Source organism: Nocardia sp. NPDC087230, from assembly GCF_044744725.1.
Classification (GTDB): Bacteria; Actinomycetota; Actinomycetes; order Mycobacteriales; family Mycobacteriaceae; genus Nocardia; species Nocardia canadensis.
On the sequence record NZ_JBIUYV010000001.1, the window covers coordinates 781,071 to 799,960 of the forward strand.

Genomic DNA, 18,890 nt, shown 5'->3' on the forward strand with positions numbered 1-18,890 from the left:
CACGACACGAAAACCTCAAGTATTGTTGAGGGCGAAAACGGGAGGAGCGCAGATGACGACGGCCGATTGGCAAACGAAGGAGCTGACCCCCGGGCAGCTTTCCGATCGTAGTGGAGTTGCAGTGTCCGCGTTGCACTTCTACGAACGTGAAGGTCTCATATCGAGTCGTCGAACCAGTGGCAATCAACGGCGCTACGCTCGCGAAACGCTGCGCCGAGTGGCCTTCATCCGCATCTCCCAGCGCGTCGGCATCCCACTCAGTGAGATTCGCTCGGCGCTGGACCGGCTCCCCGAAGGGCGCACCCCCACCCGCCGCGATTGGGAGACACTGTCCACCACCTGGCGCGAGGATCTCGACGATCGCATCACCCAGCTCACCCGCCTGCGCGACAACCTCACCGGCTGTATCGGCTGCGGCTGCCTGTCACTGGGCTCGTGCAAGCTCGTCAACGAGCACGACCGGCTCGGCGCGGAGGGGCCGGGCGCGCGTGTGCTCGACGTTCAGCTGAACTGCCCGCCGCGCTCCGGCTGCGTCTAGCCGGGTCCGCGGCGCGCGCGCCCGCGGTGCGGCATCATCGCGGGTATGACCTCTCTGGACGCGAAAGCCAAGACTCTGCTCGAACTGCACCAGCCCGGAAATCCGGTGGTGCTGCCGACCGTGTGGGACGCCTGGTCGGCGAATGTCGCTGTGGCCGCCGGTTTTTCGGGGCTGACGCTGGGTAGTCACCCGGTGGCCGATTCGGTCGGGCGCAGTGACGGCGAAGGAATGACCTACGACGAACTGCTCGCGCGGGTCACCCAGGTGACCGGGGCGGTGGACGTGCCGGTGTCGGTCGACATCGAGTCGGGCTACGGGCTCGAGCCCGCGCGGCTCATCGAGGGACTGCTCGCGGCCGGCGCGGTCGGGCTCAATATCGAGGACACCGTGCACAGCGAGGGCAAGCGGCTGCGCAGCCCCGAAGAGCACGCCGAGCTGGTGGGCGGGCTGCGCGCGGCCGCCGACGCGGCGGGCGTGCACGTGGTGGTGAACGCGCGCACCGATCTGTTCCTGCGTCAGGACGGGGACGAGGCCGACCGGGTCGATCGGGTGATCGCCCGGCTGCGACTGGCCGCCGACGCGGGCGCGGACTCGCTGTATCCGGTGGGCTGGCACGCCGACGACGTCCAGCGCAGGCTCACCGCCGAACTGCCGTTGCCGGTCAACGCGATCGCGCAGCCGGGGACCCCGGCCAAGGAGCACCTCGCCGGACTCGGCGTCGGCCGGATCAGCTTCGGTCCGCTGTTGCAGGCGGCGCTGGGCGTGGAAGCGGGCAAGCTGCTGGCCGCCTGGACCTGAGTCACGCCGGTGGCGCACGGCGAGCGGCCGTGCGCCACGGCGTCCTACTCCTTGGGCTCGACGTAACGCGGGAACACCGGTTCCGGCGCGGGCAGGTCGATCCCGGGCACCAGCGGCGTGGCGATATCGGCGAAGGCGCGGCCGTCCTGGGCCAGCAGGTCCAGGATCTTGGCGGCCGAACCCGGCATCACCGGCTGCACCAGGATCGCCACGATCCGGACCACCTCGAGGGTGACGTAGAGGACGGTGGCCATCCTGGCCAGGTCTTCCTCGGTACCCGACTTGCGCAGCGCCCACGGGGCATTGGCGGAGAAGTACCGGTTGGTCTCGCCGAGAGTCAGCCAGATGGCCTCCAGCGCGAGGTGCATCTGCTGGGCGTCGAAATCGGCGCGGCAGCGCTCCAGCAGGGCATTGGCGCGATCGAGCAGCGCCTGGTCGTCCGCGGTGAACGCGCCCGGAGCCGGCGCCTTGGCGTCGCAGTTCTTGTTGACCATGGTCAGGCTGCGCTGGACCAGGTTGCCGAACTCGTTGGCCAGGTCGGCGTTGATCCGGCCCGCGATGGCGTCGTTGCTGTAGCTGCCGTCCTGGCCGTAGGAGATCTCGCGCAGCAGGAAGAAGCGCACCTGGTCCAGGCCGTAGGTCGACACCAGGGCGAGCGGGTCGACGACATTGCCCGTCGACTTCGACATCTTCTCGCCCTTGTTGTACAGGAACCCGTGCACGAAGACGCGGTCCGGCAGTTCGATCCCGGCCGACATCAGGAACGCGGGCCAGTACACCGTGTGGAACCGGGTGATGTCCTTGCCGATGATGTGCACGTTGGCGGGCCAGAACTTCTGGAACGCCGCCGAATCGGTATGCGGGAAGCCGACGCCGGTGAGGTAGTTGGTGAGCGCGTCGACCCACACGTACATCACGTGATCGGGGTGGCCGGGCACGGGGACGCCCCAGTCGAAGGTGGTCCGCGAGATCGACAGATCCTTCAGGCCGGCCTTGACGTAGCTCACGATCTCGTTGCGCCGGGTCGCGGGCGCGATGAACTCGGGCCGCTCCTCGTAGAGCGCCAGCAACCTGTCCTGGTACTCGGAGAGCTTGAAGAAGTAGTTCGACTCCTCGGTCCAGGTGACCGGGGTCTGGGTCTCGGTCGAGACGCGGGTCCCGTCGTCGAGGAGGGTGGTCTCCTCCTCGGTGTAGAAGGCCTCGTCGCGCACCGAGTACCAGCCCGAGTAGTTGCCCAGGTAGATGTCGCCGTTGGCGAGCATCTTCTCCCAGAGCGCGACGCTGGCGGCCTTGTGGTCGGCGTCGGTGGTGCGGATGAAGCGGTCGAAGGAGATGTCGAGCGCCTTGTCCATCGCCTCGAAGACGTCGGAGTTGCGGGCCGCGAGCTCCTGCACCGGGATGCCCTCGGTGGCCGCGGTCTGCTGCATCTTCTGACCGTGCTCGTCGGTGCCGGTCATGAAGAACACGTCGTAGCCGTCGAGTCGCTTGAACCGGGCCAGCGCGTCGGTCGAGATGTACTCGTACGCGTGCCCGATATGCGGCGCACCGTTCGGGTACGCGATGGCCGTCGTGATGTAGAAGGCGGGCGCCTCGGCGCCGTCGGGTGCGCTCACGACTGAGCCTCGCTGGCGCTCAGCTCAGTCCTGACCGCAGATGCGGCTGTGCTCGTCCGCTCGCTTCGCTCGCTCATGATGCGAACTACTGTAATCCGCGTGGCAAACCAGAATCGTCCGGCTCCGCCCCTTCCGCCGCCGCTCGCGCCCCTGATCGACGCGCACACCCACCTCGACGCGTGTGGCGCGACCGATGCCGCCTCGACCACGGCGATCGTGGATCGCGCGGCCTCGGTCGGTGTCGGGCACGTGGTGACGGTGGCCGACGATCTCGCCGCCGCGCAGTGGGCCGTGCGGGCCGCGCAGTGGGACCCGCGCGTCTACGCCGCGGTCGCGCTGCATCCGACCAGGGCCAACGCCCTCGACCACAAGGCCAAGGCCGAGCTCGAGTACCTGGCCACCGACCCGCGGGTGGTCGCGATCGGTGAGACCGGCCTGGACTACTACTGGCCCGGCAAGCTCGACGGGTGCGCCGACATCGAGACCCAGATCGAGGGTTTCCGCTGGCACATCGATCTGGCCAAGCGCGTCCGCAAGCCGCTGATGATCCACAATCGCGAGGCCGACCACGACCTGCTCACGGTGCTGCTCGACGAGGGCGCTCCGGACACCGTGATCTTCCACTGCTTCTCCTCCGACGCCACCATGGCGCAGGCGTGCGTGGCCGAGGGGTATGTGCTCAGCTTCTCCGGCACGGTCAGTTTCAAGAACGCGCACGAGCTGCGCGAGGCGGCCCAGCTGGTGCCCGACGATCAGATCCTGGTCGAGACCGACGCGCCGTACCTGACGCCGCACCCGTATCGCGGTGCGCCGAACGAGTCGTACTGCCTGCCCTATACGGTGCGCGCACTGGCCGAGGTACGCGAGCAGGACCCGGACGAACTGGCGGAGATCACCACCGCGAACGCGCGCAGGCTCTACCGGATCCGCTGAGTCCGTTTCGTCCGGCCGGAAGGGGGCTGGACATCAAACGTGTTTCGGGTCACATTCGCCGGTCATAGTCGTTATCTACCAGCGACGTCTATATCGAATCGTGACCTGCGATCCCGCTGATCGGGGCGCTCGGTGTTGTCCGAGGCAAACCTACTCGTTATCGTTCTGTAACCATGTCGGCTTTTGCGCGGATCAACTCGTCTCGCTCGCCGCTGCTGTACGCGGCGGTGGCGGCCATGCTGCTGATTCTCATGGTCGGTGCCTCCTTGGCCATCGTGAACCACAAGACGGTCGCCCTGGTCGTCGACGGTGAGCGGACCGAGCTGACCACCATGTCCCGCGACGTGCGCGCCGTCCTGGCCGACGCGGGCTACGAGCTCTCCGAGCACGACGCCGTGACCCCGGCCGCCGGGAGCAAGGTCGCCGACGGCGCCACCATCACGCTCAATCGCGGCCGCGAGATCACCGTCTCCGTCGACGGCGCCGAGCGCAAGGTGTGGACCACGGGTTTGACCGCGGGCGACGCGCTGGCGCAGATGCAGATCCCGGCCGACACCCATGTCGTGCCGACCCGCACCGAGAAGCTGCCGCTGGCCGGCGCCGCGCTCAGCGTGTACACCCCGCGCACGGTCTCGCTCGCCGACGGCGGCGCCGCCCCCGTCGACGTGCGCCTGGCCGCCGCCACCATCGGCGAATTCCTCACCGCCGCGGGCATTCCGCTCGAGAATCAGGACTTCACCGAGCCGGCCGCCGATACACCGCTCACCGAGGGTATGAAGGTCACCGTCACCCGGCAGCGCGTCGAACAGCGCACCGAGACCCTGCCGCTCGATCCCACCGAGCTGGTGATCGAGGACCCGACCATGAACATGAGCCGCACGGTCGTGGAGAACCCGGGCGTGGCCGGGCTGCACGAGGCGACCTTCGCCGTCACCCTGACCAACGGCGTCGAGTCCAGCCGCGTGCAGACCAACTCCAATGTCATCACCCCCGCCCAGCCCAAGACCATCCGCAAGGGCGCCAAGCCGGGCACCGAGGTGCCGCCGGTGCGCGACGGCGCGATCTGGGACGCGCTCGCGCGCTGCGAGTCGACCGGCAACTGGGCCATCAACACCGGCAACGGCTACTACGGCGGCATCCAGTTCGACCAGAGCACCTGGGAGCGCCAGGGCGGCCTGAAGTACGCCCCCCGCGCCGACCTGGCCACCCGCGAAGAGCAGATCGCCATCGCCGAGGTCACCCGCGCCCGCCAGGGCTGGGGCGCCTGGCCCGCGTGCACAGGACGCCTCGGCCTGAGCTGATTTGTCGGAGCGCTGGCGCGCTCGAGTCGCGGCCCCTTGTGTCCCGTCGATCAGGCACCGTTGCTTGCTCCTTCGTCGCGGACGCAACGGCGCCTGATCGACGGGACGGCCGCGACGGCCGACTTCGTCGGCCTGCCCCTCCCCGGGGTCGGGGCAGGTGGGGCTGGGTGGGTGGGATGGGTATCTATCCGTAGTTGTTCGGCGGGTCGGGTTGACCCGGGGAGTTGGCACGGTAGGTTGCACTCGTTTCGCCGGGTCTGTGTCTCGTGCGTTGTCCCGGCTCGTCGAGTCGAGGGTGGTTGTGATGCGTGGGGTTTCGGCCTGGCGGCGGGCGGCTGTCGCGATCGTGTTGGCGGCCGGTGCCGGGGTGTGCGTGCCGATGACGCCAGCGCACGCGCAGACGCCGGGGACGGTGATCGCGGTGATTCCGCAGGCCGACGGATTCCACGGGATGTCCGGCGCACAGGTCGTCGACTACTGGACCCGGGGTGTCGGCGGGGTGACGCAGCCGGCGAGCGGGGCGCTGTATCTGCCCGAGGGTGACGCGCCCGCCGGCGGCTGGCCGGTAGTCGCCTTCGACCACGGGACGACCGGGCTCGGCGCGGGCTGCGGTGGGCAGTCCGATCCGGCGGGCGCGCCCTGGCCGGAGTCGCAGGCGCCGCAGGACGAGTTCCTGTGGCATCTGGTGGCGCAGGGGTATGCCGTCGTCGCGCCGGATTACCTGGGGCTCGGGCGGTTCGACACGGGGCCGCATCCGTATCTGGGCATCGACACCGAGGCCACCGCCACTCTGGACCTGCTGCGGGCGGCGCGTTCGGTGCGCTCGGATCTGTCGCCGGTGTGGGTGGCGGCGGGCATGTCGCAGGGCGGGCAGGCCGCGCTCGGCACCGGCCACCGGCAGGCGAGTTACGCGCCGGAGCTGGACTTCCGCGGAACCATCGCCATCGACCCGGAATCCGATGTCGAGAAGGTGGCCACCCTGCTCGGGCCGGGTAATCCGGATCGGGTCAGCGGCGGCATCCTCGGTTTCTCGGTGAGTATTCTGGCCGGTCTGCGCGCGGCCAGGCCGGATGCGCAGGTCGACAGCTACCTCAGCCCGCTGGGACGCCAGGTCCTCGACGAGATCGGCACGCTGTGCCAGGACGCGATCGACGAGCGGGTCGCCGATCTCACGCTCGGTCAGTTGCTCACCCGCTCGCTCGGCGAGGAGCCGTTGCGCTCGGTGATGACCGACTACATGGCCGTCCCGACCAGCGGCTACGACGCCCCGATCCTGCTGCTCGTCAACGCCACCGACCGCACGGTGCCCTCGCCGCTGCACGCCGCGCTGGCCGCCCAGTTCACCGCGAACGGTGTCGACTACACATCTGTCGTCGGTACCGGCAAACACTGTGAGCTGAACCCGGCGATGATCGCCGCGGTCGACGAATTCCTGGCCCGGGCGCGCTGACCTGCCCACGCTCGCTCCATCGCAGGTCCTGAGCGGTGTCCTGGCTACCGATCGGCGAACTGTGCGATCGTCCAGTTCGTTGCTCCCGATCGGCCGGAAAGGTCACCCCCTGATGCCGAAGACCCTGAGCCGCGCTGCCATCGCAGCCGCCGTCACCGCCGCCGCGCTGGTGAGCGCCACCCACGCGCCCGCTTCGGCGGAACCGGGCGGAGTGCTCGCTGTCGAACCGCGACCCGTCGGATGGCACGGGATGTCGCGTGGCTCGGTCGTCGAATACACGACCCTGGACTCGGCCGGCGTCGAGCGTCCCGCCAGCGGTGCGCTGTTCCTGCCCGAGGGCGACGCGCCCGCCACCGGCTGGCCGATCATCGCCTACGACCACGGCACCCTCGGCTCCGGGCCCGGTTGCGGCGGCCAGGCCGATCCCGATCTCGCGCCACTTCCGGTGAACCGCGCCGCCGAGGACGCGCTGATCCAGGGCCTGGTCGAGCAGGGCTTCGCCGTCGTCGCGCCGGACTACCTGGGGCTGGGCCGCTTCGACACCGGTCCGCACCCGTACCTCGAGGTGCGCAGCGAGGCCACGGCCACGATCGACCTGGTACGCGCCGCCCGGGCGGCCACGCCCGAACTCTCGCGCACCTGGAGCGTCGTCGGCGCCTCGCAGGGCGGCCACGCCGCGCTCGGCACGGCGCACCTGCAGGCGAGCTACGCACCCGAACTCGACTTCCGCGGCACCGTCGCCGTCGACCCGGCCTCCGATGTCGAGAAGGCGCTGCCGCTGCTCGGCCCGTGGTTCCCCGAGGCCGAGGGCGCCGCGGGTCTGTCGGCGTTCACCGTCAGCATCCTGGCCGGGCTGCGCGCCACCCATCCCGAGGCGGAGGTGGACTCCTACCTCACGCCCAAGGGCAAGGAGATCGTCGATGCCGCGGGCGGGCAGTGCATCGATGGGATCGTGGCCGATCTCGCCGGGCTCGGTCTGGGCGAGTTGTTCGCGCGGCCGCTGTCGGAGGGCCCGCTGCGGACCGCGCTCGCCGCGTACATGACCGTGCCGACCAGCGGATACGACGCCCCGATCCTGTTGCTGATCAACGCGACCGACGCGGTGGTGCCCTCGCCGCTGCACGCCGCGCTGGTCGCCCAATTCGCGGCCGGTGGTGTGGACTTCGAGGCGGTCACCGGTTTCGGTCAGCACACCGTGCTCAACCAGCAGATGAAGGACGCGCTCGCCGATTTCGTCGACCGCGTCCACCAGGCGCCGCCGCAGCGCTGAATCCCGGGACCGATCCGGGCCCGAACCGCCTCGGCGACATCGGGTTCGGATCGACGGGCGCACCGGGCGTGAATCTGTACACTCGTCCAGGTCCTGGTCGCCGGTGGAGAGATGGATCCGTGCTGAAGAACCCGATCCGCGCGACGGTGGTCGCCGCAGTCACGGCGTGCGCGCTCACCGCCGCCACCTTCGCCCCCGCCGCGGCGCAGTCGCCCGGCTCGCTCATCGCCGTCGAGCCGAAACCGGCGGGCTGGCACGGCCTCGCGCGCGGCTCGGTCGTCGAGTACTGGATGACCGACTCGGCCGGCGTCGCGCGCCCGGCCAGCGGCGCGGTCTATCTCCCGGACGGTGAGGCCCCGGCCACCGGCTGGCCGATCCTGGCCTACGACCACGGCACCTCGGGCTCGGGTCCCGGCTGCGGCGGCCAGGCCGACCCCGAACTGGCGGCGCTGCCGCAGCATCGCGCCGCCGAGGACGCGCTGATCAAGCGATTCGTCGATCAGGGCTACGCCGTGGTCGCCCCGGACTACCTGGGCCTCGGCCGTTTCGAGACCGGCCCGCACCCGTATCTCGAGGTGCGCAGCGAGGCGACCGCCACCATCGATCTGGTCCGGGCCGCCCGCGCCGCCGATCCCGGCCTGTCGCGCACCTGGAGCGTGCTCGGCGTCTCGCAGGGCGGGCACGCCGCCCTGAGCACCGGGCACGTGCAGCAGAGCTACGCCCCCGAGCTGGATTTCCGCGGCACCATCGCGGTCGACGCTGCCTCCGACGTGGAGAAGGTGCTGCCGTTCATCGGCCCCGAACTGCCGGAGATCCCGGTGCTGTCGGCGGCGACCTCGTTCGTCGTCAGCATCCTGGCCGGGCTGCGCGCCACCCACCCCGAGGCCGACGTCGACTCCTATCTGACGCCGCTGGGCAAGTCGCTCGTCGACGCCGCGGGTGAGCGCTGCCTGGACGAGATCATCGCCTCGGTCAAGGGCTTGTCGGCGCGCGAGCTGCTCGCCCGCCCGCTGACCGGCCTGCGCGATGTCCTCGCCGCCTACATGACTCTGCCGACCAGCGGCTACGACGCCCCTATCCTGCTGACCATGAACGTCACCGACACGATCGTGCCGTCCCCGCTGCACGCGGCGCTGGTCGCGCAGTTCGCCGCCAACGGCGTCGACCAGCAGGTGATCCCCGGCACGGGCACGCACGGCTCGGTCTCGGCGGAGCAGCGCGCGGCGATGGACGCCTTCCTCGCGCGTGTCCACGCCGCCCCGCCGCAGCGCTGAGCTGCTCGATCGGCCGGGTTGGTAGGTTCTAGCGGTGCCCGAACCAGAGATTCCCGCGCGCGGTAGCGCCGCATTGCTCGGTCCCGCCGAGGTGCGGACGCTGGCCGAACGTTTCGGCGTCCGGCCGACCAAACAGCTCGGGCAGAACTTCGTGCACGACGCGAACACGGTGCGCCGCATCGTCACCGCCGCGGGCGTCGGTCCGCGCGACACCGTGCTCGAGGTCGGTCCCGGTCTGGGCTCGCTGACCCTGGCGCTGCTCGACGTCGTCGACCAAGTGGTTGCCGTCGAGATCGACCCGGTGCTGGCCAACTACCTGCCCGAGACCGTCGCCGATCGCGCTCCCGGCCTGGTCGATCGCCTGCGGGTCGTCGAGGCCGACGCGCTGCGCGTGCGTCCCGACCAGCTGCCCGCCGAGCCGACCGCGCTGGTCGCGAATCTGCCCTACAACGTGGCGGTCCCGGTGCTGTTGCACCTGCTCGCGGTGCTGCCGAGCATCCAGGTGTCGCTGGTGATGGTGCAGGCCGAGGTGGCCGACCGGCTGGCCGCCGAACCGGGCAACCGGGTCTACGGCGTGCCGAGCGTCAAGGCCGGCTTCTTCGGCAAGGTGCGGCGCGCCGGCGCGGTCGGCACGCAGGTCTTCTGGCCGGTGCCGCGCGTCGAATCGGGCCTGGTCCGTATCGATCGCTACGCCGAGCCGCCGTGGCCGATGGACGAGGCGCATCGCCGTCGCGTGTTCGAGGTGATCGACGCCGCGTTCGCGCAGCGCCGAAAGACGTTGCGCTCGGCGCTGTCCGGCTGGGCGGGCTCGCCCACGGAGTCCGAGCGCAGGTTGGTGGCGGCCGGCATCGATCCGACCGCCCGCGGTGAGACGCTCGACACCGCGGCGTTCGTCCGCCTGGCCGCCCAGGGCTGATCCGCGAATCGCGGGCGCGCGCAGCCGAACCTCCAGTACACCGGCTGTTCATCGGGACTCGCGCGCGCACCCTGTGAAAGCAATTGTGGACAACCGGTTTTCGCCGCCGCCGGAGTTGATCATGATGCACGAACGACGTCACCGGTCCGGGACGAAAACCACCGACGGCACGCCGCCGGACGCAGATGTGGATGACGCTGTGGATGATTCATGGCGTCCAGCCCCCGAATGAACCATCGGTAAACGCGCCCTCCGCACCACCACGTTTTCGGCCGCCTCGCGTCCGAGGAGCGAGACGTAACGCCGAAGGCGCAGTATCGCCCCTCGGACGCGAGGTCACGAGGCCGAAAACCCGCGGCGCCAGCCGCCTTCTACTCAGCCAGCGCGTAGCCCGCCTCGTCGACGGCGGCGGCGACCTCGGACTCGGTCAGCTCGTTCGTGCTGTCGACCTTGACGAGACCGCTGGCCAGGTCGACATCGACGCTGGTGACACCATCGATCTTGCCGATCTCCTGCTTGACCGAGCTCACGCAGTGTCCGCAGGTCATCCCCGTGACGGTGTAGGTGGTGGTGGCCATGGCCGACTCCTTCGCTCTTCGATCATACGGTCCAGGGGTATGTCCCCGACACGAACGAACATACCCCCCATGGGTATTAGGCGCAAGCCCCCGCCCGGCCACCTGCTGTGGCGTGGCTCTCCCTGCCCGGTGGGGCGCGGATTCAGCGCGGGTACTCGTCGGGGTAACCCGTTACGCTTGGTGATCGTGCTGTCAGTTGTGCCCAGCCCGGTCGTCGTGCGCGCCCCTTCGAAGGTGAACCTGCATCTCGGAGTCGGTGATCTGCGTCCGGATGGCTACCACGACCTGACCACGGTCTTCCAGGCGTTGTCGCTGGCCGACGAGCTCGAACTCGCCCCGTCGGCGTCGCTGGCGGTGCGGGTCACCGGCGAGGGTGCGGCCGAGGTGCCGACCGATCGGGAGAACCTGGTCTGGAAGGCCGCGGTTCGCCTGGCGCATCTGGCCGGACGCGCGCCGCTGGTGGAGATCGCCATCGCCAAGGGTATTCCGGTCGCCGGCGGCATGGCGGGCGGCAGCGCCGACGCGGCCGCCGCGCTGGTCGGTTTGAACGAACTGTGGGATCTGGGGCTGGGCCGCGACGAGCTGTCCGCGGTGGCCGCCGAACTCGGCAGCGACGTCCCGTTCGCGCTGCATGGTGGCACCGCGCTCGGCACCGGCCGCGGCGAGCGGCTGCTTCCGGTGCTCTCGCGCAACACCTTTCACTGGGTCCTGGCGCTGGCCAAGGACGGCCTGTCCACCCCGTCGGTCTTCCGGGAACTCGATCGACTGCGTGCCGAGGGCGACCCGCCGCGGCTGGGCGATCCGCAGAAACTCATGCAGGCGCTGGCCGCGGGCGACGCGCGCACGCTGGCGCCGCTGCTCGGCAACGATCTGCAAGCCGCGGCGCTGTCGCTGAAGCCGGAGCTGCGGCGCACCCTGCGCGCCGGGGTCGGGGCGGGTGCGCTCGCCGGACTGGTCTCGGGGTCCGGCCCCACCTGCGCGTTCCTGTGCGAGACCGAGGAGGCGGCGATCGCGGTGGCGGCCGAACTGGCCGGTGCCGGCGTCTGCCGCAGTGTGCGCACGGCCAGCGGTCCGGTGCCGGGGGCGCGGGTGCTCGACACCGAGGCGCACGGGAAGCACTGAGCGTCAGCCGATGACGTCGGCGAGCCGGTCGACCTGGTCGGCGTCGCGGCCGTAGCAGTAGAGCATCACCTCGTCGGCGCCGAGCTCGTCGAATCGCGCGATGGTCGAGCGGATGGCGTCGGGTGTGGTGAGCAGCCCGTCGAGCATGAACTTCGAGCGATCACCGGCGAAGGCGTAGTAGGCGCCCATGGCCGCGCGGGCGTCGGCGATCAGGTCGTCGTCACCGACGGCCACATTGACCTGGGCGACGATCCGCGGCGCGCCGATGCGGCCGTGGTCTTTCCAGGAGCGGCGCACGGTGTCGAACAGGTTGCCCGCCCACGACGGCGGCGCGGCGGCGAGGAACCCGCCGCCCCAGCGGCCGACGCGGTCGAGCGCGGCGGGCTGGAAGCCGCCGAACAGCAGCTCGGGACCGGCGGGGGAGCGCGGGACGGGGCCGATCGGTCCGCACTCGGGGCCGAACGATTCGCCGGCCCAGAGGCGGTGGAGCAGGCCGATCTGCTCGTCGAGGCGGCGCCCGCGAGTCCGCAGCTCGGTGCCCGCGGCGAGGTGGTCGTCGGCGCGTCCGCCGACGCCGACGCCGAGGACGAACCGGCCGCCCGACAGTACGTCGAGGGTGGCGGCCTGCTTGGCCAGCAGCGCGGTCTCGCGCAGCGGGGCCAGCAGCACCTCGGTCTGCAATCGGATGCGGCGGGTGGCGCCGGCCAGAGCGGCCAGGGTGACGAGCGGTTCGGGGTTGTCGTAGACCAGCCGGTCGAGCAGGCCGAGGGTGGAGAAGGGGCCGTCGTCGGCGCGGCGGGCCCAGTCGAACAGGGCGGGCGGATCGGAAATGGGGAGGCCGAGGCCGATATGCATGGAATCCTCCGGGGAAAGAACGTCGTTCGTGTCGAACGTTGTTCGCTACGAACGACGTTAAACGAACATCGTTCGTAGCGCAAGGTGGCGCGGCTCGGACGGCCGACGACCGGGCAAGTAGGCTCGTCACGGCCCCACAGTCGCGCGGAAGGCGGGCGAGCAACACCTATGTCCAACCTGATCAACCTCGAACAGGTCTCCAAGAGCTTCGGCATCAAGCCGCTGCTGGACGACGTCTCGCTCGGTGTGCACGCGGGAGAGCGGATCGGGGTGGTCGGTCTCAACGGCGGCGGCAAGACGACGCTGCTCGAGGTGCTGACCGGTCTGGAGCAGCCCGACAGCGGCCGGGTGAGCCGGGTCGGCGGACTGCGGATGGCCGTGGTCACCCAGCGCGGCGTGCTGCCCGACGGCGCCACCATCGGTTCCATCGTGCTCGCCGGACTCTCCGACGATCTGTCCACCGTCGACATCGCCGAACACGAATGGGCCGCCGACGCGCGCATCCGCTCGGTGCTCGACGGCATCGGCATCGCCGATCTCGGCCTGGACACCCCGGTCACGAACCTCTCCGGTGGCGAGCGCCGCCGCGTCGCGCTGGCCGCCGCGCTGGTGCGCGACCTGGACCTGCTCGTCCTCGACGAGCCGACCAACCACCTCGACATCGAGGGCGTGCAGTGGCTGGCCGAGCACCTGGTCGCCCGGCGCACCGCGCTCGTCGTCGTCACCCACGATCGCTGGTTCCTCGACACCGTCGCCACCCGCACCTGGGAGGTCGTCGGCGGCAAGGTGGAGACCTACGAGGGCGGCTACGGCGACTGGATCTTCGCCCGCGCCGAACGCGCCCGTCAGGCCGACGCCACCGAGTCCCGCCGCCAGAACCTGGCCCGCAAGGAACTGGCCTGGCTACGTCGCGGCGCCAAGGCCCGTACCTCCAAGCCGCGCTACCGCGTGGAAGCCGCCGAGGCGCTGATCGCCGACGTGCCGCCGCCGCGCGACTCGGTCTCGCTGGCCGCGTTCGCGCGCAAGCGCCTGGGCCGCGTGGTGATCGAACTCGAGGACGCCACGCTCACCACCCCCGACGGCCGCGTGCTGGTCGACGATCTGACCTGGCGGCTCGCGCCGGGTGAGCGGGTCGGTCTGGTCGGGGTCAACGGCTCGGGCAAGACCACGCTGCTGCGCGCCCTGGCCGGCGACGCCGAACCCGCCGCGGGCAAGCGCATCCAGGGCCAGACTGTTCAGATCGGCTGGCTGCGCCAGGAACTCGACGACCTGCCCACCGACATGCGGGTGCTCGAGGCCGTGCAGCAGGTCGCCCAGCGAATCATGCTCGGCGACAAGGAGATCTCGGCCGGTCAGCTGGCCGAGCGACTCGGCTTCACTCCCGCCCGGCAGCGGACTCCGGTCGGCGACCTGTCCGGTGGCGAGCGCCGCCGCCTGCAGCTGACCCGCATCCTGATGGCGGAGCCGAACGTCCTGCTGCTCGACGAGCCGACCAACGACCTCGATATCGATACCCTGCAGCAGCTGGAGGACCTGCTCGACAACTGGGCGGGCACGCTGGTCGTCATCAGCCACGACCGCTACCTGGTCGAGCGCATCTGCGACACCACCTGGGCGCTGTTCGGCGACGGCAAGCTGACCAACTTGCCCGGTGGCATCGACCAGTACCTCACCAAGCGGGCCACGCTGGCCGCCCCGGCCAAGCCCGCCGCCGCGAAACCGTCCGCCGCGACCACGGATTCGGCCGACCGCCGCGCCGCCCGCAAGGAGCTGTCGCGGCTCGAGCGCAGCATCGCCAAACTCGACGAGCGCGAACAGAAACTGCACGTCGCCTTGGCCGATGCCGCCACCGACCCGGACAAGCTGGTCAAGCTCGGCGCCGAACTCAAAGAGGTCGTCGCGGAAAAGGAAGCCGCCGAAGAACGATGGCTGGAACTGGCCGAGGACCACTGATCACGGAGGGACAGGGGTAACTCGCCGGGCACGGGCTGACCGGTCCGGCGAGCGACGGTCAGCCGCCGACGCGTCGTGACCCAGCGCCTGAGTCCGGCCCGAAATCGCCGGGAGGCGGGACAGTCTCGCGCCCATCGGCGATGACGACAGGCAGGCAGGTCTGTACGAAGTCGGCGCCGAATTCGGTGAGGATGATGCTGCGGTAGCTCACCTTGGTGCCGAAGCCGCGCTTGAGCGCGTCGCGTACCTGCTCCTGCGCCTCGATGAGCTGGTAGCGGCTCGGATTGCCGACCGGTTCGCGGGTGGACTCGATGAGCCCGAGCCTGCGCAGGTTGGGCAGGTATTGCGGCACCCGGTTCGGGAAGCGCAGACCGGCATGTTCGCCGATCAGGGTGAGGCCGCTGATCAGGCGCTCACCGCCGAATGCCCGCTGGCGTCCGGTGCGCACATCGAGCGCGGGCTGCGGTCCGTCGACGTGCATGAACCGCAGGATCCGGGCCTCGTCGGGGGTGATCTCGGCGAGGATGCCGGGGTAGGCGGGGTGGGTATCGGGCTGGGCCGCGTGCGTGCTGGCCGACAGCCGCAGCAGCTCGGCGCCCTGTTCGCGCAGCGTCGGCATGCCGCCGTCGCCGGAGTGCTCGGTGCCGACGGGCAGGCCGAGCGCGTGCCGGAGCCGGTCGCGCACTTCGCCTTCGGCTTCGGCGAGGACATCCTTGGGCGGGGTGCCCGCCATGCTGCCGCGCAGGACGGTGACCGTCACGCCGAGGGCGGTGTCGAGGGTCCACAGGGTCATCCCCGAGGCCGCGGTGAGCGCGACCCGCGCGACCCCGGTCGCCGCCCGTACCGTGCGCACCGGCGAGACGGGCAGCACGCCGCGCCGGTCACCGATGGCTTCGATCGGCGGTACCGCGCGTCGCACCAGTTCGGTGGACGGGGTCCCGTCGTCTATATCCATGTAGTCGCCACTCCAGTTCCGAAGACCAGGATATGAGCGTATCCGGCGAGCAGCCCCAGCGCGCCGCCATGGACGAAAAGCAACCATTCGTCCTGTTTGATGGCCGAACGCAGCATGTCCACGAAGTCGTGTGGGGAAAGTGCGGACATTTGCCGGGCGATGTATTCGTTGACCTGCCTGCCCTGTTGGACGTTGAACGCCGGGTCGGCGAAGGCCATCGGCGCGATCGTCATCGCCTCGGCGGTGAGGGTGGACTGTAGCGAGTCGTACTCGCGGCTGCCGAGCATGAACTTCACCGCGGGCCGGGCCGGGCCGAGCGCGCGGTCGGCGGCCGGACGCAGGGTGTCCTCGAGCATCTGCAGGGTGCGGTCCGAGCGCGGGCCGTTGAGCAGCTCGTCGCCGATATTGGCGACGGTGACCACCTCGGTGGAGACGAGTTCGGCGTAGCCGGCGGTGATCTCGGGCTGGCGCTTGATCAGCAGACCCTGCCGCCACGGGCACCACCACTTGGGCGTCGCGGGCGCGAAGATCATGTTGATGCCGACCCAGTTGACCACCCAGCCGATGATGATCCCGCCGATGGGCAGCACGATCAGCGGCGAGAGGCCGGTGGTGTGCAGCGCGAGCACCAGCAGCAGACCGCAGGGCGCGCCGAAATAGAAGCCGAAGTTCTGCATGAACCGCAGTTCCTTGGCGCCGAGCACCTGGAACAACTGGTTGAGCAATTGCGGCCGCGCCTGGAAATATCGGATGACCATCTGCTTCACATCGAGCAGCTGATCGATATTGGTGCCGAGTTCGATGGTGAGTTCGCGCAGGATCTCCGGCAGTTGCGAGCGCACCCGCTGATGCACCATCTCGCGCACCTGGGTGGGCAGGTTGTACCAGAGCTGCGGGTGCTCGCGGCGCAGGATCACCTCGACGATATCGCTGATCTGGGCGTCGGCGACCTCGGCCAGATGTTCGGCCAGCTTCTCCGGATCGAGCTCGCGGTAGAAGTCGGACACGCTGCCGAGTTTGGACAGCCCCTTGTCGACCGCGATGCTGGCCATCTTGTCGGCGCGCGAGGGCACGATGCCCTGCCAGCCGATCCGCCCGTCATAGCTGAGCAGCGGCAACACCTGGATCCGCTTGGGCAGATACGGGAAGATCGCGCGCAAACCGGGCAGCTTCACGCCGTGGAACTTGATCGGCTGGAACAGCATCAGAATGCCGGTCCAGTTCGTGATGTAGCCGATTATTCCTGTGAAAAGAGGAATGGTCAGAATTTCTAGCAGGAGTGTCGGATGTAACCCGAACACACTCTCCAACACGACACCCTCCTGCCGTAACCCGGTGATCACCGCCTCACCGGCACCCAAAATTAGCACCCCCGTGCCGCGGTGACCCTACTGTGAGGTGCGGAACTGGGTCCATTCGTCGTGCGCCAGGCCACAGGGTAGTGTCTGAGACATCAGTCACAGAACCTGTCCCGAATGCCGTATTCGCCCAGGCGAGTCGGAACAATGAGCACCACCACATTTGGTGACAGGCCACAACCAGCGCGTACAGGGGGCGCGCTGCGTACGCACTGTGCTTGGAGCGTGGTCGGGCAATAATCTGTGGGCGATCGTTCCCATGCGAGACTTCGGAGTAGGACGTGACAGACGACAGGACCGGACAGGACCTGGCCCGTGCCGGTACCCGCGCCGTCGAGCGCAGCTCGGATGTCGAGCAGCGACAGATCAGTAATGAAGCCCGGTTGATCCGCGGGGTGTTCCGCGCCGCCGGATTGGCGGCGGGCACCGCGGTGCGCGGCAGCCAATGGGCGGTCGGCACCACCTACGAGGTGACCAAGGAACTGGCCCAGGCGGCCCTGGATGGCGAGTCCTCGGCCGACATCGCCGAGCGCACGGGCAACGCCCTGCGCTCGATCGCGCGCAGCGCGCTCGGTGTCACCGAGGGGTCGGTGCGCGAGATCGTCAGCTACGTGCCGACGCCCAACGGGTCCACCCAGCAGGCCATCACCGTCGGTCCCTACCTGCGCTCGGCCAGCACCGAGGACCTGCGTCGCCGCGGCGACGCGCTGCTGGCCCGCTCGGCCGACGTCTACTTCACCGAGGACGTGCACCCGGCCTATGACCGCATCCTCGACGAGATCGCGCCCGACGAGGCCCGCATCCTGCGGTTCATGGCGCTCAACGGTCCGCAGCCCTCGGTCGACGTGCGCACCAACCGCCCGCTCGGTATCGGCTCGGAGCTGGTGCAGGGCGATCTGACCTCGGTGCCCGAGCAGGCCGGCGTGCGCTACCCCGATCGGGCCCGCTCCTATCTGATCAACCTCAACCGCCTCGGCCTGACGTTCACCTCCGAGGATCCGGTGGTGCTGAGCCGCTACATGGTGCTCGAAGTGCAGCCGGTGGTCGAGGAGGCGCTCAAGAAGGCCGGCCGCGCGCCGAAGATCGTCCGCAAGAGTCTGCGCCTGTCGGAATTCGGCGAGGACTTCTGCCGCACCTGCTTCACCATCGGGTAGCTGAGACAGCGCGGGCAGGCGGCGCCGGAGGTCACGCTCCGGTGTCGGCAGTGATAGCGATCAGATACAGATCCGGCACTGCGCTCGTTTCAGTGGGATCGTGGAGGGATGGAGCAGGGTCCCGGATCTCCGAGCGTGCGCGTCGACGATCCCGTCGCGCCCACCTCGGCGCGGCCCGGTCCGCTGCTGCCCGGTGACGACGCTCCACTGGTCGCCGGGATGGAGACGGGGGAGGATCGGATGGCCGAGATGCCGCCCGCGGACGCGATGGACGAACAGCAGCCCGAACCGGTCCAGCGCCCGCCCGATCACCCTGACGACCTCATCGCGATCAGCCGGCTCAAATTCCGCTATCTGCGGGCCCTCGATACCAAGTCCTGGGACGAGTTCGCCGACACCCTGATCCCCGAGGCGACCGCCACTTACAGCGAATACCTGCAGTTCGAGTCGCGCGAGGCCTTCCTGGCCTTCCTGCGCAACACCCTCGGCCCGCACGTCATCACCGAGCATCGCTGCGACCATCCGGAGATCGATGTCGACGGCGACACCGCGACCGGCACCTGGTACCTGGCCGACACGGTGATCATCCCCGAGCACAACATGTGCCTGCGCGGCGCGGCTTTCTATACCGACCGCTACGTCCGCTGCGAGGACGGTCACTGGCGCATCGCGCACACCGGGTACGAGCGCACCTACGAGGTGGTGCTCTCGCTCAGTGATCTGCCCAGTCTGCGGCTGACCGCGAGCCGCTGGGGGATGATCGCCCAGGAGAATCACATCTCCTCGGTGGAGCGCAACCCCGGACCGGCCGCCTGACGCCGA

The 18,890-nt window shown here is 69.7% G+C and carries 17 protein-coding genes; 12 read left to right on the plus strand and 5 right to left on the minus strand.

Annotated features, from left to right (window positions below):
- Positions 1–52 precede the first annotated feature (52 nt).
- Both soxR and ACIO52_RS03690 read left to right on the plus strand, forming a co-directional pair.
- Positions 53–538: a redox-sensitive transcriptional activator SoxR gene (soxR, locus tag ACIO52_RS03685; RefSeq protein ID WP_218717207.1), complete on the plus strand. Its 486-nt coding sequence runs from the start codon at positions 53–55 to the stop codon at positions 536–538.
- Between the two features lie 45 nt (positions 539–583).
- Complete coding sequence (locus tag ACIO52_RS03690) at positions 584–1,336, plus strand: isocitrate lyase/phosphoenolpyruvate mutase family protein (RefSeq protein ID WP_218717208.1); 753 nt, start codon at positions 584–586, stop codon at positions 1,334–1,336.
- Positions 1,337–1,380: 44 nt separating this feature from the next.
- Here ACIO52_RS03690 and metG read toward each other — a convergent pair whose 3' ends face one another.
- Positions 1,381–2,949, minus strand: coding sequence for a methionine--tRNA ligase (metG, locus tag ACIO52_RS03695; RefSeq protein ID WP_402641402.1), 1,569 nt, complete (start codon positions 2,947–2,949; stop codon positions 1,381–1,383).
- 78 nt (positions 2,950–3,027) lie between these two features.
- Here metG and ACIO52_RS03700 point away from each other — a divergent pair, with 78 nt between their 5' ends.
- From ACIO52_RS03700 to rsmA, 6 genes are all read left to right on the plus strand, one after another.
- Entirely contained in the window at positions 3,028–3,882 is an 855-nt protein-coding gene (locus tag ACIO52_RS03700) for a TatD family hydrolase (protein ID WP_402641405.1), read from the plus strand.
- A gap of 173 nt (positions 3,883–4,055) precedes the next feature.
- On the plus strand, positions 4,056–5,183 hold the full coding sequence (locus tag ACIO52_RS03705) for a transglycosylase family protein (RefSeq protein WP_402641409.1): 1,128 nt from the start codon (positions 4,056–4,058) through the stop codon (positions 5,181–5,183).
- Between the two features lie 304 nt (positions 5,184–5,487).
- Positions 5,488–6,633, plus strand: a complete 1,146-nt coding sequence (locus ACIO52_RS03710; RefSeq protein WP_402641412.1) for an alpha/beta fold hydrolase — start codon at positions 5,488–5,490, stop codon at positions 6,631–6,633.
- 112 nt (positions 6,634–6,745) lie between these two features.
- Positions 6,746–7,903, plus strand: a complete 1,158-nt coding sequence (locus ACIO52_RS03715; RefSeq protein WP_218717213.1) for a lipase family protein — start codon at positions 6,746–6,748, stop codon at positions 7,901–7,903.
- A gap of 119 nt (positions 7,904–8,022) precedes the next feature.
- Entirely contained in the window at positions 8,023–9,177 is a 1,155-nt protein-coding gene (locus ACIO52_RS03720; RefSeq protein WP_342800294.1) for an alpha/beta fold hydrolase, read from the plus strand.
- Between the two features lie 34 nt (positions 9,178–9,211).
- On the plus strand, positions 9,212–10,093 hold the full coding sequence (gene rsmA / locus ACIO52_RS03725) for a 16S rRNA (adenine(1518)-N(6)/adenine(1519)-N(6))-dimethyltransferase RsmA (protein WP_218717215.1): 882 nt from the start codon (positions 9,212–9,214) through the stop codon (positions 10,091–10,093).
- Positions 10,094–10,464: 371 nt separating this feature from the next.
- Here rsmA and ACIO52_RS03730 read toward each other — a convergent pair whose 3' ends face one another.
- Positions 10,465–10,671 (minus strand): heavy-metal-associated domain-containing protein, encoded by a 207-nt coding sequence (locus tag ACIO52_RS03730; protein WP_218717216.1) that lies wholly within the window; start codon positions 10,669–10,671, stop codon positions 10,465–10,467.
- A gap of 186 nt (positions 10,672–10,857) precedes the next feature.
- Between ACIO52_RS03730 and ACIO52_RS03735 the strand changes: the two genes are divergently transcribed.
- Complete coding sequence (locus ACIO52_RS03735) at positions 10,858–11,793, plus strand: 4-(cytidine 5'-diphospho)-2-C-methyl-D-erythritol kinase (RefSeq protein WP_218717217.1); 936 nt, start codon at positions 10,858–10,860, stop codon at positions 11,791–11,793.
- 3 nt (positions 11,794–11,796) lie between these two features.
- Here ACIO52_RS03735 and ACIO52_RS03740 read toward each other — a convergent pair whose 3' ends face one another.
- Entirely contained in the window at positions 11,797–12,648 is an 852-nt protein-coding gene (locus tag ACIO52_RS03740; protein WP_218717218.1) for an LLM class flavin-dependent oxidoreductase, read from the minus strand.
- Between the two features lie 168 nt (positions 12,649–12,816).
- On the opposite strand from ACIO52_RS03740, the gene ACIO52_RS03745 reads away from it, so the two are divergent.
- A complete protein-coding gene (locus ACIO52_RS03745; RefSeq protein ID WP_218717219.1) occupies positions 12,817–14,601 on the plus strand; it encodes an ABC-F family ATP-binding cassette domain-containing protein in 1,785 nt (594 codons plus the stop codon).
- A 58-nt stretch (positions 14,602–14,659) separates the two neighbouring features.
- Here the strand turns inward: ACIO52_RS03745 and ACIO52_RS03750 are convergent, their stop codons facing one another.
- Positions 14,660–15,556 (minus strand): Abi-alpha family protein, encoded by an 897-nt coding sequence (locus ACIO52_RS03750; RefSeq protein ID WP_402641420.1) that lies wholly within the window; start codon positions 15,554–15,556, stop codon positions 14,660–14,662.
- Complete coding sequence (locus ACIO52_RS03755) at positions 15,547–16,761, minus strand: DUF445 domain-containing protein (protein ID WP_255587347.1); 1,215 nt, start codon at positions 16,759–16,761, stop codon at positions 15,547–15,549. Before ACIO52_RS03755 ends, ACIO52_RS03750 begins: the two co-directional genes overlap by 10 nt.
- Before the next feature lie 434 nt (positions 16,762–17,195).
- On the opposite strand from ACIO52_RS03755, the gene ACIO52_RS03760 reads away from it, so the two are divergent.
- Both ACIO52_RS03760 and ACIO52_RS03765 read left to right on the plus strand, forming a co-directional pair.
- A complete protein-coding gene (locus tag ACIO52_RS03760) occupies positions 17,196–18,068 on the plus strand; it encodes an Abi-alpha family protein (protein WP_308248403.1) in 873 nt (290 codons plus the stop codon).
- Between the two features lie 267 nt (positions 18,069–18,335).
- The gene (locus ACIO52_RS03765; RefSeq protein WP_218717235.1) at positions 18,336–18,884 is read left to right on the plus strand and encodes a nuclear transport factor 2 family protein; all 549 of its coding nucleotides are present in this window, start codon (positions 18,336–18,338) and stop codon (positions 18,882–18,884) included.
- The last annotated feature ends 6 nt before the right edge of the window (positions 18,885–18,890 follow it).

Coding starts and splice junctions, on each gene's coding strand:
- soxR (WP_218717207.1), top strand. CDS start 53: ATGACGACGGCCGATTGGCAAACGAAGGAGCTGACCCCCGGGCAGCTT.
- ACIO52_RS03710 (WP_402641412.1), top strand. CDS start 5,488: ATGCGTGGGGTTTCGGCCTGGCGGCGGGCGGCTGTCGCGATCGTGTTG.
- ACIO52_RS03755 (WP_255587347.1), bottom strand. CDS start 16,761: ATGCTGTTCCAGCCGATCAAGTTCCACGGCGTGAAGCTGCCCGGTTTG.
- ACIO52_RS03765 (WP_218717235.1), top strand. CDS start 18,336: ATGGACGAACAGCAGCCCGAACCGGTCCAGCGCCCGCCCGATCACCCT.
- ACIO52_RS03750 (WP_402641420.1), bottom strand. CDS start 15,556: ATGGATATAGACGACGGGACCCCGTCCACCGAACTGGTGCGACGCGCG.
- ACIO52_RS03690 (WP_218717208.1), top strand. CDS start 584: ATGACCTCTCTGGACGCGAAAGCCAAGACTCTGCTCGAACTGCACCAG.
- ACIO52_RS03700 (WP_402641405.1), top strand. CDS start 3,028: ATGCGAACTACTGTAATCCGCGTGGCAAACCAGAATCGTCCGGCTCCG.
- ACIO52_RS03745 (WP_218717219.1), top strand. CDS start 12,817: ATGTCCAACCTGATCAACCTCGAACAGGTCTCCAAGAGCTTCGGCATC.
- ACIO52_RS03740 (WP_218717218.1), bottom strand. CDS start 12,648: ATGCATATCGGCCTCGGCCTCCCCATTTCCGATCCGCCCGCCCTGTTC.
- ACIO52_RS03715 (WP_218717213.1), top strand. CDS start 6,746: ATGCCGAAGACCCTGAGCCGCGCTGCCATCGCAGCCGCCGTCACCGCC.
- ACIO52_RS03730 (WP_218717216.1), bottom strand. CDS start 10,671: ATGGCCACCACCACCTACACCGTCACGGGGATGACCTGCGGACACTGC.
- ACIO52_RS03705 (WP_402641409.1), top strand. CDS start 4,056: ATGTCGGCTTTTGCGCGGATCAACTCGTCTCGCTCGCCGCTGCTGTAC.